Source organism: Magnetospira thiophila (genome assembly GCF_054657015.1).
This window is the reverse complement of the sequence record NZ_BAAHXF010000002.1, coordinates 474,755-488,131: the sequence shown is the minus strand read 5'-3', so window position 1 is coordinate 488,131 and position 13,377 is coordinate 474,755. Positions and strand designations below refer to the sequence as shown.

The 13,377-nt window shown below is 61.8% G+C and carries 12 protein-coding genes and 1 pseudogene; 7 read left to right on the top strand and 6 right to left on the bottom strand.

Annotation, left to right across the window (positions count from 1 at the left end; all coding sequences use genetic code 11):
* Positions 1-58: 58 nt before the first annotated feature.
* On the bottom strand, positions 59-1,474 hold the full coding sequence (locus ACYQ1P_RS11940; protein ID WP_460018917.1) for an IS4 family transposase: 1,416 nt from the start codon (positions 1,472-1,474) through the stop codon (positions 59-61).
* A 203-nt stretch (positions 1,475-1,677) separates the two neighbouring features.
* Between ACYQ1P_RS11940 and tnpA the strand changes: the two genes are divergently transcribed.
* From tnpA to ACYQ1P_RS11910, 6 genes and pseudogenes are all read left to right on the top strand, one after another.
* A complete protein-coding gene (gene tnpA / locus ACYQ1P_RS11935) occupies positions 1,678-2,049 on the top strand; it encodes an IS66-like element accessory protein TnpA (protein ID WP_460020576.1) in 372 nt (123 codons plus the stop codon).
* Entirely contained in the window at positions 2,046-2,393 is a 348-nt protein-coding gene (gene tnpB, locus ACYQ1P_RS11930) for an IS66 family insertion sequence element accessory protein TnpB (RefSeq protein WP_460020575.1), read from the top strand. The genes tnpA and tnpB overlap by 4 nt, the downstream gene beginning before the upstream one ends.
* A gap of 65 nt (positions 2,394-2,458) precedes the next feature.
* A complete protein-coding gene (gene tnpC, locus ACYQ1P_RS11925; protein WP_460020574.1) occupies positions 2,459-4,120 on the top strand; it encodes an IS66 family transposase in 1,662 nt (553 codons plus the stop codon).
* 4 nt (positions 4,121-4,124) lie between these two features.
* A complete protein-coding gene (locus tag ACYQ1P_RS11920) occupies positions 4,125-4,352 on the top strand; it encodes a hypothetical protein (protein ID WP_460020573.1) in 228 nt (75 codons plus the stop codon).
* A 119-nt stretch (positions 4,353-4,471) separates the two neighbouring features.
* Positions 4,472-5,887 carry an IS4 family transposase gene (locus ACYQ1P_RS11915; RefSeq protein WP_460018917.1) on the top strand — a complete coding sequence of 472 codons (1,416 nt, stop codon included), beginning with the start codon at positions 4,472-4,474 and terminating at the stop codon, positions 5,885-5,887.
* Between the two features lie 9 nt (positions 5,888-5,896).
* Positions 5,897-6,550, top strand: a pseudogene (locus ACYQ1P_RS11910) (IS3 family transposase); the annotation flags it as partial.
* A gap of 289 nt (positions 6,551-6,839) precedes the next feature.
* Here the strand turns inward: ACYQ1P_RS11910 and radC are convergent.
* From radC to ACYQ1P_RS11885, 5 genes are all read right to left on the bottom strand, one after another.
* Positions 6,840-7,799, bottom strand: a complete 960-nt coding sequence (gene radC / locus ACYQ1P_RS11905) for a RadC family protein (RefSeq protein ID WP_460020572.1) — start codon at positions 7,797-7,799, stop codon at positions 6,840-6,842.
* A 5-nt stretch (positions 7,800-7,804) separates the two neighbouring features.
* Positions 7,805-8,605, bottom strand: coding sequence for a type I methionyl aminopeptidase (map, locus tag ACYQ1P_RS11900; protein ID WP_460020571.1), 801 nt, complete (start codon positions 8,603-8,605; stop codon positions 7,805-7,807).
* 29 nt (positions 8,606-8,634) lie between these two features.
* Entirely contained in the window at positions 8,635-9,339 is a 705-nt protein-coding gene (gene sfsA / locus ACYQ1P_RS11895; protein ID WP_460020570.1) for a DNA/RNA nuclease SfsA, read from the bottom strand.
* Between the two features lie 3 nt (positions 9,340-9,342).
* On the bottom strand, positions 9,343-10,200 hold the full coding sequence (locus ACYQ1P_RS11890; RefSeq protein WP_460021644.1) for a methyltransferase domain-containing protein: 858 nt from the start codon (positions 10,198-10,200) through the stop codon (positions 9,343-9,345).
* A 100-nt stretch (positions 10,201-10,300) separates the two neighbouring features.
* On the bottom strand, positions 10,301-11,650 hold the full coding sequence (locus ACYQ1P_RS11885; protein WP_460020569.1) for a c-type cytochrome: 1,350 nt from the start codon (positions 11,648-11,650) through the stop codon (positions 10,301-10,303).
* 212 nt (positions 11,651-11,862) lie between these two features.
* On the opposite strand from ACYQ1P_RS11885, the gene ACYQ1P_RS11880 reads away from it, so the two are divergent.
* The gene (locus tag ACYQ1P_RS11880; RefSeq protein WP_460018917.1) at positions 11,863-13,278 is read left to right on the top strand and encodes an IS4 family transposase; all 1,416 of its coding nucleotides are present in this window, start codon (positions 11,863-11,865) and stop codon (positions 13,276-13,278) included.
* Positions 13,279-13,377: the final 99 nt, after the last annotated feature.

Genomic DNA, 13,377 nt, shown 5'->3' with positions numbered 1-13,377 from the left:
CTCCCCTTTTCTTTGGACTGTGCCCATCCGGTTAAGGCGTAACCCCTCGTCGAGCCTTTCAATTACCCACAAGTGTTTTTCCATTACCATATGCGGCTTCGAAGCCCATAACGAGGTCGGCGAGGCGGGAGAATCCCCGCCACAGGACGGTGGTTCCAGGCGGAGGGTCGTGTCGTCGGGCGAGGTAGCCGCCAAGGCGGGCGACGGCGACGATATAGAAATCGAGGTTACGCGCTTGGCCGGGGCGAGTGGCGGGCGCGGTGCGATCCAGGAGCGCCAATTCCGTGTCTGTGAAGACGGCCCGCGGCGTGCTCGCCGGTTCGGTACGGCGAAGCCACGTCATCCAGGAGATCCTCCAGGCCGTCACGCTGGCAAGCGCGATGCAATTGGCCAATCGGTCGGCAGTGCTGAGACGGATGTCTTCGATCCGGCATCCGGTCTTGAGGGTCTTGAAGAAGGTTTCGATACTCCAGCGCCGAGCGTACCAATCGAGCTTGTGGACGGCCTCCTCGAAGGAGGTTACGGCAAGGTTGGTGATCAGTTTCCACAGCAGCGGTTCCCGGTGGATGGGAGGATCGACCTCGATGGCATGGATGATCTGGAGCCGTTGATGTTCGTACTTTTTCTGTTTCCCAATTGGTGGACACACGGTCATGGTGGAGAACTTGATAGCCAGCTGGGCTTCCTGTGGCTGGCCGGTGGCATCCCGGAAGCGGATGAAATGCGTACCGCTGGGCTCGATCCCCTCCATTACCTGCGCGATCGTCGTCGCCCCGTCTTGGGCAAGCCGGTTGACGCAGGAGCGCACCAGGAAATGGGTGCCGAGTTCCCGGGCGAGGCTGAAGAGCTCATAGATATCGCTCTCCCGGTCACCGATATGGATGCACCGCTCGGGCGCGCCGATCAACTCGGTCGAAAGTCGAAGATTGTCGAGCCAGCGCATGCTCTCCTTCTGTTCGATCGGAACCCGTGTGGGATTGATCTTGCGTTTCAGAGCCTTCGTGCCTTTGAACTTGTCTCGCGACCAAAACCGCGCGGCGGCCAGCCCGAGCGGCAGGCCGTCGGGTGTAACGGCCAGGCTTACGTGCATGAGCATGCCGCAGATCGTATGCTGATGATGGCGCCCTTCCTTGGTTTTATGGCCGCAGGAGGTCTTCGTGAAACCGACTTTCTCGGGCTTGCTCCGTTTGAACGAGAATTCGGTGGTGTCCTGCAGCACGAGAATTGGTCCGTCTATGGCCTGTACCCGCAACGCGGTGGCCGCGAAGTGTCCCGCCAGGATCTTGTCCTCGCTGACATTCTCATTTGCAAAGAAGCGGTAAGCCGCCTTCGTATTCGCCCAGTCCTGGAACGCGGTGGGCAGCGATCCACCCGGTCGCTCTCCCATGGCAGCCAGCATCGCTCCCATCCGCCGGTTCAGCCGCGCATCACCCAGATCACAGCTTGCCGTTTCGTCATCCACCCACGATCCCATGTTTGCACCCTATACTGTGAGGTGCCCAACAACGAATCATGGCCGATTCCTGAGAGTCAAGCCTAAATGTGGCCCATCATCCATCAAGACCCACAAACTGTGGGTAATTTCAAGTCGTCGAGCACCGCCTTCCCATCTTGATTGATATCCATGACCCTGTCTCTGCGGACGATAGATGTCCGTTTAAGGATAGATGGACATCAATGGCAATGACGGATTGGCGGTCAGGGAAGCGGCGTCGGTACAGTGACGCGTTCAAGCGACAGGTTGTGGCGGAGGCTTCGGCTGCGGGCGTATCGGCGTCGGCTGTGGCGCGGCGTCATGGATTGAATGCGAACCTGATCTTCAATTGGCGTCGCCGGTTTGGGGGAGAGCCGCCCGTGACGTTTGTCCCGGCGGTGATTGTTCCAGAGGAGACTTATGGCGAGCCGACGGATAGAGATCAATCCGGCTTGGCGGGGCCTTCGCCTGGTCGGCTGGAGATCGTCTGCCACGGGGGGCGGCGGATCACTGTGGAGGGGGCGTTTGATCCTGGCGCCCTGCGGCGTCTTCTGGCTGTGGTTGAGGACCGATGATCCCGGTCCCGGCGGGGGTTCGGGTGTGGCTGGCGGCGGGTCACACGGACATGCGCAAGGGATTTCCGGGCCTGTCCCTTCTGGTCCAGGAGGTATTGCGTCAGGATCCTTCTGGCGGCCAGCTTTTTGTGTTCCGGGGTCGGCGGGGCGATTTGCTGAAGATCATCTGGCATGACGGCCAGGGGGCCTGCCTGTTCACCAAGCGCCTGGAGCGGGGTCGGTTCGTCTGGCCGTCGCCGGCGGGGGGCAAGGTGAGCGTGACGCCGGCGCAACTCTCGATGCTGTTGGAAGGCATCGACTGGCGGATGCCGGCGCGGACTTGGCGGCCCCTGAGCGTGGGCTGAATTTTGTTTTGATAATCTTCCAAAAGCACTGGATTTACGCGGGTTATCGTGATTCCATCAAGGTCATGGAAAGCCTCCTGCAGACCGAAAATGACGCCCTCAAAACCGCGCTTGCGGCGGCCTTGGTCCGTGCCGATGAGGCCGAGGCGAAGGCCTTTGAGGCGGAAGCGAACGCGGCGGAAGTCCAGGCCCGGGTGGCGGATGCGAGCGCCAGGATCGCGTTATTGCAGCTGGAGATCGCCAAGCTCAAGCGGCAGATCTTTGGCACGCGTTCGGAACGCTCGAAGCGGCTTTTGGACCAGTTGGAGCTGGAACTGGACGAACTGGAGAGCCAGGCCACCGAGGACGAACTGGCGGCGGAAGCCTGCGCGTCCCGAACCACTCAAGTCAAGGCATTCACCCGCAAAACAGGCGGACGCAAGCCGTTCCCGGACCATTTGCCGCGCGAGCGCGTGGTGGTGGAAGCCCCCAAGACCTGCGCATGCTGTGGTTCCGATCGGCTGCGCAAGCTGGGCGAGGACGTGACCGAGACGCTCGAAGTGATCCCGCGCCAATGGAAGGTGATCCAGACGGTGCGCGAGAAGTTCAGCTGCCGGGACTGTGAGAAGATCAGCCAGCCGCCGGCGCCCTTTCACGCCACGCCCCGGGGCTGGGCGGGGCCGAACCTGCTGGCCATGATCCTGTTCGAGAAGTATGGCCAGCATCAGCCGCTGAACCGGCAAAGCGAGCGCTACGCCCGCGAGGGCGTGGAGCTGAGCCTGTCCACCCTCGCCGACCAGGTGGGGGCCTGTGCCTTCCAGCTGCGCCCGCTGCACGATCTGATCAAACACCATGTGCTGCAGGCCGAGCGGCTGCACGGCGACGACACCACGGTGCCGGTGCTGGCCAAAGGCAAGACGCGGACCGGGCGGCTGTGGACTTATGTGCGCGACGATGCGCCGTTTGGATCCCAGGATCCGCCGGCGGCACTGTTTTATTATTCCCGCGACCGCACGGCGGAGCATCCGGAAATCCATCTGAACGGGTACGGCGGCATTCTGCAGGCCGATGCCTATACCGGGTTCAACCGCCTGTTCGAGGACGACCGGGAACCGGGTCCGTTGCCCCTGGCCCTGTGCTGGGCCCATGGACGGCGCAAGTTCTTCGAACTGGCAGATCTCAAGGCGGCGGCACGGAAGAACAGCAAATCCAAGGGCAGAACCAGGACCCCGGTGGCGCCCCTGGCCCTGGAGGCGGTGACGCGGATCGACGAAATCTTCGCCATCGAGCGCGAGATCAACGGCTTGAGCGCCGGTGAGCGCCTGGCCGTCCGCCGGGAACGGTCGGCACCGCTGGTTCGGGACCTCAAGACCTGGATGGATCACCAGCGGGCCGAACTGTCGCGTCACGCCCTGGTGGCCAAGGCCATGGACTATATGCTCCGGCGCTGGACGGACTTCACCCGCTTCCTCGAAGACGGCCGCATCTGCCTCAGTAACAACGCCGCCGAACGGGCACTCAGGGGGATTGCCCTGGGGCGGAAATCCTGGCTGTTTTGCGGCTCGGATCGCGGCGGGGAGCGGGCCGCGCTCATGTACACCCTGATCGTCACGGCCAAGATGAACGACGTCGACCCTCAGGCTTGGCTCTCCGATGTGCTGACCAGGATCGCCAACCACCCGGCCAAGCGGCTCGACGAGTTGCTGCCCTGGACCTGGAAAACCAACCGCCAGGCCCTGGCCGCGTGACCCTATGGCGGCACCTTCTCATGCCTTCACCCTGAAACGCGCCGCCCAGATCCTGGAATGCGACGAGGACCTGATCTGCGAGATCGCCGAACAACTCGAACCCGAAGACGGCATGCTATGGATCTACGACACCGAGGAAACACATGCCCTCGCCTTTACCCAACGCAGCTACGAATCCTTGAAGGAAATCATCGAGGACCAATTCTCCCAAACCGACATGCCTGCGGTATAGGGCGGCTTGAAATTACCCACAGTTTGTGGGTCTTGATGGATGATGGGCCACATTTAGGCTTGACTCTCAGGAATCGGCCATGATTCGTTGTTGGGCACCTCACAGTATAGGGTGCAAACATGGGATCGTGGGTGGATGACGAAACGGCAAGCTGTGATCTGGGTGATGCGCGGCTGAACCGGCGGATGGGAGCGATGCTGGCTGCCATGGGAGAGCGACCGGGTGGATCGCTGCCCACCGCGTTCCAGGACTGGGCGAATACGAAGGCGGCTTACCGCTTCTTTGCAAATGAGAATGTCAGCGAGGACAAGATCCTGGCGGGACACTTCGCGGCCACCGCGTTGCGGGTACAGGCCATAGACGGACCAATTCTCGTGCTGCAGGACACCACCGAATTCTCGTTCAAACGGAGCAAGCCCGAGAAAGTCGGTTTCACGAAGACCTCCTGCGGCCATAAAACCAAGGAAGGGCGCCATCATCAGCATACGATCTGCGGCATGCTCATGCACGTAAGCCTGGCCGTTACACCCGACGGCCTGCCGCTCGGGCTGGCCGCCGCGCGGTTTTGGTCGCGAGACAAGTTCAAAGGCACGAAGGCTCTGAAACGCAAGATCAATCCCACACGGGTTCCGATCGAACAGAAGGAGAGCATGCGCTGGCTCGACAATCTTCGACTTTCGACCGAGTTGATCGGCGCGCCCGAGCGGTGCATCCATATCGGTGACCGGGAGAGCGATATCTATGAGCTCTTCAGCCTCGCCCGGGAACTCGGCACCCATTTCCTGGTGCGCTCCTGCGTCAACCGGCTTGCCCAAGACGGGGCGACGACGATCGCGCAGGTAATGGAGGGGATCGAGCCCAGCGGTACGCATTTCATCCGCTTCCGGGATGCCACCGGCCAGCCACAGGAAGCCCAGCTGGCTATCAAGTTCTCCACCATGACCGTGTGTCCACCAATTGGGAAACAGAAAAAGTACGAACATCAACGGCTCCAGATCATCCATGCCATCGAGGTCGATCCTCCCATCCACCGGGAACCGCTGCTGTGGAAACTGATCACCAACCTTGCCGTAACCTCCTTCGAGGAGGCCGTCCACAAGCTCGATTGGTACGCTCGGCGCTGGAGTATCGAAACCTTCTTCAAGACCCTCAAGACCGGATGCCGGATCGAAGACATCCGTCTCAGCACTGCCGACCGATTGGCCAATTGCATCGCGCTTGCCAGCGTGACGGCCTGGAGGATCTCCTGGATGACGTGGCTTCGCCGTACCGAACCGGCGAGCACGCCGCGGGCCGTCTTCACAGACACGGAATTGGCGCTCCTGGATCGCACCGCGCCCGCCACTCGCCCCGGCCAAGCGCGTAACCTCGATTTCTATATCGTCGCCGTCGCCCGCCTTGGCGGCTACCTCGCCCGACGACACGACCCTCCGCCTGGAACCACCGTCCTGTGGCGGGGATTCTCCCGCCTCGCCGACCTCGTTATGGGCTTCGAAGCCGCATATGGTAATGGAAAAACACTTGTGGGTAATTGAAAGATAGGGCGGATGCTTACTCTGTACCGGGAGGAAGGCCTCCAGGTGCGCAAGCGCGGCGGCCGCAAACGGGCCCTCGGCACGCGGGCGCCAATGACCCTGCCGGACGGGCCGAACCGGCGCTGGTCGCTGGATTTCGTCTCCGACGCCTTTGCCGATGGCCGCCGGTTCCGCATTCTCGCCGTGGTCGACGACTTCACCCGGGAGTGTCTGGCGCTCGTCGCCGACACCTCCCTGTCGGGCCTGCGGGTGGCCCGGGAACTCGATGCCCTGATCTGGCAAAGGAAGGCCAGGCCGAAGACTATCGTCAGCGATAACGGCACCGAACTGACCAGCATGGCAATCCTCAAATGGTCTCAGGACCGCAAGGTCGACTGGCACTACATCGCCCCCGGCAAGCCGATGCAGAACGGTTTCGTCGAGAGCTTCAACGGAAGGCTCCGGGACGAATGCCTTAACGAGACACTGTTCGGCTCGCTGTCCCATGCCCGCGCCGTCCTGAATACCTGGAAGGCGGACTACAACACCGTCAGGCCCCATTCGAGCCTCGGCGGGCGCACCCCCGCCGAGATCGCCGGCAAAGCCAGTCCGGGGCATGCCCCGGACTGGCTTGTCATCCCGACCCAAAAGGGCAAGCATTGCAAACCTGGACTCTACCAATGACTGGAGGGAAACAGGGGCTCAGGTCAGAGGAAATTCCGGATTTCGGTGACGCTGCATTTATTTCGGATTGCGAAGTCGCCACCAGATGGGCGCAAGGCTGTCTGGGGGGGGTGAAAAAACATAACCCCATACTTCGAGACAGCTCGTCGGACTTCCTCAGCAGGAGGTTGGCCAGGGTGCCGGTCGAGGAGGCCAGCCCCTACAGTTAACGGGTGCGACTTCGCAAGGCTGACAGAGCATGACCTGCAAATCCGCAAAAAAATCGAGCCTTCCCCAACCCAGCTACCCCCTACATCAGCCCCATCTGCTTGAAACTGCTGTGGCCTTTGCGGGAAATGATCACGTGGTCGTGCAGGACGATGCCGAGCAGGCGGGCGGCTTCCTTGATGTCCTTGGTCATCTCGATGTCGCCGCGCGACGGGGTGGGGTCGCCGCTGGGGTGGTTATGGACCAAGATAATCGCCGTCGCCCCCAGGTCGAGGGCACGTTTGACCACCTCGCGCGGATAGACCGGGGTGTGGTCGACAGTGCCGCGTTGCTGCTCCTCGTCGGCGATGACCTCGTTGGTCCGGTTGAGGAAAACGATGCGGAAGCATTCGCGGGTCTCATGGGCCATGATGCTGCGCAGGTAGTCGATCAGCGCCTGCCAGGAGGCCAGGACGGGACGGTCCAGAACCTGTTCGCGGCCCAGGCGCAGGGTGGCGTCACGGATGGCGCGCAACAGCACGGCGGTCGGCTGGTTGACCTTGTCGAACTCGGCCAACCGGTCCGGATCGGCGGCCAGAACGCCCCCCAATCCGCCAAAGCGCGCCAGAAGCTCCTTGGCCAGCGGCTTGACGTCGATGCGCGGAATGGCGAAGAACAGAATCAGTTCAAGCAGTTCATAGTCGGAAAGCTGGCCCGGCTCACTGTCCAAGAAACGCTCACGCAGCCGTTGCCGGTGGCCGTGATAGTGGGGCTTGGGCTGGTTGTGGCCGAGACCCGGCGCACCGTCCTCGGCCAGGCCCCGTTGCGCCTCATGGGCGGTGACCTGTTGGGCGATGGCGGCGCTGGGGTTATCCCCGCTGAACACCCAAAGCTGCTTCATCTTGTGCCAGTGCCCCCCGGCAGCGCGCAGGGCATGGCGGTGCGGATGGGTGTTGCCGGAAACCTGGAATTCCGGGCTGCCGTCGGCGGCCTCGCGTTCCGACAGGATCAGCCCGGCCTCGGCGAGGGTGGCGGAATCCGGGTCCGGCTTGCCGCGCCCCAAGGTTTCTAGGCTCCGATATAGGGCGGCTGGTGCCAGCCTTTGGGCGACAGGGTGAAGATCTCGCAGCCGTCCTCGGTGACGCCGATGGAATGTTCGAACTGCGCCGAAGGGGATTTGTCCCGAGTCACAGCCGTCCAGCCGTCGGCGAGGATTTTCACGTCGTGCTTTCCGGCGTTGATCATCGGCTCGATGGTGAAGAACATGCCGGGGCGCAGGATCATGCCCTCGGCCGGGCGTCCGAAATGCAGCACGCTGGGCGGCATATGAAACACCCGCCCCAGGCCGTGACCACAGAAATCACGCACCACAGAGAAACGTTGCTCCTCGGCGAAGGACTGGATGGCGTGGCCGATATCGCCCAGGGAAGCACCGGGGCGGACTTGCTCGATGCCGCGCATCATCGCCTCATAGGTCACATCGACCAGCCGCCGCGCCTTGACGCTGACATTGCCGACGAAGTACATGCGGCTGGAATCCCCATGCCACCCGTCGAGGATCGGGGTGACGTCGATATTGATCAGGTCGCCGTCCTGCAAGACCTTGTCGCCGGGAATGCCGTGGCAGACCACATGGTTGATCGAGGTGCAGATGGAACGGGGGAATCCCTTATAGCCCAGAGGGGCCGAAATGCCGCCCCGCTCACTGACAAAATCGGCGCAGAGCCGGTCCAGTTCGCCGGTGGTGACGCCGGGCTGCACATGGGGGGTGATGAAATCGAGGCACTCGGCGGCCAGCCGTCCGGCCCTGCGCATGCCCTCGAAGTCGGCTTCGCTATGAATGATGATGTTGCTGGAATCGGCGTCCAAGAGGTCGCTCCTTGGTTTCGTTTGTACTTCTATATCGTAATCGGCAGGGGTTTTGCCACCGTGATTCCGTCCGGCGTGAGATTGCAGGCATGGCACAGGGTTTCCACACCGGCCTCGACGGCGGCCTTGAGCGCCCGATCATAGGTCGGGTCGATGTCCGTCGCCACCCGGAAGCGCGTGCAATCCTCGCGTTGCACCAGATAGACCATAACTGCCCGCGCCCCCTCGGCCACCATGTCCGTCAGTTCCTGAAGATGCTTGGTGCCACGGCTGGTCACCGCATCTGGAAATTCGGCCAGACCGGAGCCGTCGCGCATCAGGGTGACGTTTTTCACCTCCACGTAGCAGGGCGGACGGTCCGGGTCGGAAAGCAGAATGTCGATGCGTGAGTTTTGGCCGTATTTCTGTTCCGGCTTCAGGGTCGCATAGCCCTGCAATTCAGTTATGGTGCCGTCGGTGATCGCCTCGGCCACCAGCTTGTTGGGCAGACCGGTATTGATCCCGACCAGCCCGGTGCCGATACGGATCAGTTCCCAGGTGTATTTGAGCTTACGCTTGGGGTTGTCGCTCTCCGAGAGCCAGACTTCGGAGCCGGGGTCTTTGCACGAGAGCATGGAGCCGGAATTGGCGCAATGGGCGGTCACCAGATCGCCGTTGTCAAGTTCCACATCGGCCAGGAAGCGCTTGTAGCGTTTGATCAGCTTGCCGCGCAGCAGCGGGGTCGGGAAGTCCATGGGTTACTCCAGAATATCGGTCAGGCAGACCTGGGCACTGCCGCGCGCCGCCGCTTGGGGTTGGTCGGGGTGTGGCGCCCAGCCGAGCAGATACAGCACCTGGAAGGTGGCCGGGACACGTCCGTCCTCGCCCGCAAAATCCTCCAGATACTGTTGCCGTGCGGTCATCAGAGTGGCGCGGCGACTGAAGCCCTTGCGTCGTTCCAGCACGGCATTGCTTTCCCCCATGCCGCGCAGATCGGCCATCAGCTTCATCGGCTCGCCATAGGACACGGTGAGCAGGTCCGTATCGACCACCGGCAGAGTGAACCCGGCGCGGGCCAGCAGGTTGCCCACGTCCTTGACGTCGGCGAACGGCGAGACCCGGGGACTCTGGCCGCCTTCTAATTGCAGTTCCGCCGCCCCCAGGGACTGGCGCAGTTCGGCCAGGGTCAGACCGCCGAACAGGGCGGCCATGAACAGGCCGTCCGGCTTCAGGGCGCGGCGGATTTGCAGCAGCGCGCCGGGCAGGTCATTGACCCAATGCAGGGACAGGCAGCTCAACACCAGATCGAAGCTCTGTTCGGCGAAAGGCAGGGCTTCCTCGTCGGCACAGAGCGCATGGGAACCGGCGCGCGCCGCCATGGCCGGGGACAGATCGCTCTGTATCAGCGTCTCGATACCGCCCCGCCCGTTCAACAAAGACCCCAACTCGCCCGTGTGACAGCCCAGATCAAGAGCGGTGGGGAAGCTGCGTTTCACATCGTCCAACCGATCAAGCAAGCGCTCCGCCACCTCGGACAACAAAAAGTCGAAGTCGGCAAAGCCGGGTGCGGCCCGGTCCCGATGGCGGCGCACCGCCCGGCGGTCGAAAACGGTCATGGACATGGCGGCGACTATGGCCGCTTGAGCGGCGTTTGTCACCGGGGGAGTTCATCCCTGTGCAGCCGCCGGAGGCCCCCGGCGGAAGATGCTTGTTTCCTCAGGGCAACGTTTGGGTATGCGCCAAGATATTGACCAACGCGCGGTCCTCCAGAACCCCTTGCAGGCCAGGCATGGTTTCGCCGGGATGGCCGTTGCGTATTTTATGCAGCGTCTCCCACGGGTTGGCGCGTGCGAGGTCGCCGATATCGAATCCCGTCGCCAGGGCATGCCCGTCAATGCCATGACAGGTGGCGCAAAAGACGTCGTATTTCTCTTTCCCGTCGGCGGCCTGACCGTTGGCTTTTTTGGTCTTGGGGTCGATGAAGCTGTCCATGTCCACTTGACCCGCTGCGACGAAATTCGCCAGATCCGTGAGATCCCGTTGATTCAACAGGCTGCCCGTCCACCTTGTGCCATGGTATTGGTGGTTCTCATCCATCAGCAGATTGCGCAGGTCATCAGGCGACGCGCCAGCCTGGGCTCGAATGCCCACAATGCCGGTGAAATGGGCGCCCTCGCCATAGGCCCCGTCGCGCCCCTTGTAATCCCATCCGTGACATTCCTTGCATCGCCAATTGGTCGACGGCAGTTTCGCCTGCGCCCCGGTCAGCGGATAGGCCGGGTGGCGGAAGGTTTGCTCGGGTGCGTCCTTTTCCTTTTGCCAGTTATCATAAAGTCGCCCCCCACGGGTGACCGAAGCCGCCAACTGAAGATCCGGCAGCGTCTGAAGATAGGCCAGCAAATTCCCCAGGCGGTCCAGGGAGATGATCCGCATGGGCGGCATGCGAACGCCGGGATGTCCATTCAAGATCGTATGCAGAGCTTTCTGGGGATTCTTCCGCGAGGTGACGCCCAGGGGCTCGATTTCCGCGAGGCGTTTTCCATCGCCGCCGTGACAATTCAGGCAAACCGTATCATAGAGGTTTTGTTCCCGGGCCGGATTGCCCCGGGATATCCCCGTATCCTGCTCGATATGGGCGGACATATCCACCCGACCGTCGGCGAGGAAGGCGGATAAATCCACCAGATCGCGGTTTGACAGTTTTCCCTGGTAGCCATGTGTCGGCCCCTGGAGCAGCGCCGTCAATTGCGCGACGGAAGGACGGTATTCTGCCGCCAGAGGGCCGGTCCGTTGCGCGGTCACCCCCGAATAATCCCATCCATGACAGCTAACGCAACGCCAACTGTTCTCGGTGTCATGCATGGAGGGCCGACCGGGAATGAATTGTGGATGGATTTCGGTGGGGGGCCGGTCCTTGTTCTCCACGATCCAGTTGTCGTACAGCCGTCCGCCCCGGGTGAGAGAGACACCGTCAAACGCCCCCGCCTCCACTGGGCAGCAAAACGCCAACAGGGCGATGCCCAGGGCCGCCCGCCCCGCCCAAGACAAAGATTTCTCAGATCGCATCAAGGCCTGCCCCCACAAAGCATCCGGTTGAAAAGCACAGCATACACCACTCCTCTGAATTCATTGACCAAATTATGGAGAGCTGAGGGCGTCAGCATCTTGAAATTACCCACAGTTTGTGGGTCTTGATGGATGATGGGCCACATTTAGGCTTGACTCTCAGGAATCGGCCATGATTCGTTGTTGGGCACCTCACAGTATAGGGTGCAAACATGGGATCGTGGGTGGATGACGAAACGGCAAGCTGTGATCTGGGTGATGCGCGGCTGAACCGGCGGATGGGAGCGATGCTGGCTGCCATGGGAGAGCGACCGGGTGGATCGCTGCCCACCGCGTTCCAGGACTGGGCGAATACGAAGGCGGCTTACCGCTTCTTTGCAAATGAGAATGTCAGCGAGGACAAGATCCTGGCGGGACACTTCGCGGCCACCGCGTTGCGGGTACAGGCCATAGACGGACCAATTCTCGTGCTGCAGGACACCACCGAATTCTCGTTCAAACGGAGCAAGCCCGAGAAAGTCGGTTTCACGAAGACCTCCTGCGGCCATAAAACCAAGGAAGGGCGCCATCATCAGCATACGATCTGCGGCATGCTCATGCACGTAAGCCTGGCCGTTACACCCGACGGCCTGCCGCTCGGGCTGGCCGCCGCGCGGTTTTGGTCGCGAGACAAGTTCAAAGGCACGAAGGCTCTGAAACGCAAGATCAATCCCACACGGGTTCCGATCGAACAGAAGGAGAGCATGCGCTGGCTCGACAATCTTCGACTTTCGACCGAGTTGATCGGCGCGCCCGAGCGGTGCATCCATATCGGTGACCGGGAGAGCGATATCTATGAGCTCTTCAGCCTCGCCCGGGAACTCGGCACCCATTTCCTGGTGCGCTCCTGCGTCAACCGGCTTGCCCAAGACGGGGCGACGACGATCGCGCAGGTAATGGAGGGGATCGAGCCCAGCGGTACGCATTTCATCCGCTTCCGGGATGCCACCGGCCAGCCACAGGAAGCCCAGCTGGCTATCAAGTTCTCCACCATGACCGTGTGTCCACCAATTGGGAAACAGAAAAAGTACGAACATCAACGGCTCCAGATCATCCATGCCATCGAGGTCGATCCTCCCATCCACCGGGAACCGCTGCTGTGGAAACTGATCACCAACCTTGCCGTAACCTCCTTCGAGGAGGCCGTCCACAAGCTCGATTGGTACGCTCGGCGCTGGAGTATCGAAACCTTCTTCAAGACCCTCAAGACCGGATGCCGGATCGAAGACATCCGTCTCAGCACTGCCGACCGATTGGCCAATTGCATCGCGCTTGCCAGCGTGACGGCCTGGAGGATCTCCTGGATGACGTGGCTTCGCCGTACCGAACCGGCGAGCACGCCGCGGGCCGTCTTCACAGACACGGAATTGGCGCTCCTGGATCGCACCGCGCCCGCCACTCGCCCCGGCCAAGCGCGTAACCTCGATTTCTATATCGTCGCCGTCGCCCGCCTTGGCGGCTACCTCGCCCGACGACACGACCCTCCGCCTGGAACCACCGTCCTGTGGCGGGGATTCTCCCGCCTCGCCGACCTCGTTATGGGCTTCGAAGCCGCATATGGTAATGGAAAAACACTTGTGGGTAATTGAAAGCGTCAGCATCGCCTTACATGGCCGCCGTCAAATCACGGTGCCTGAAAGCCCTTCAGATCTACGCCCTTGCCTAACCAGTTTGCTGCTTCAAAGGTG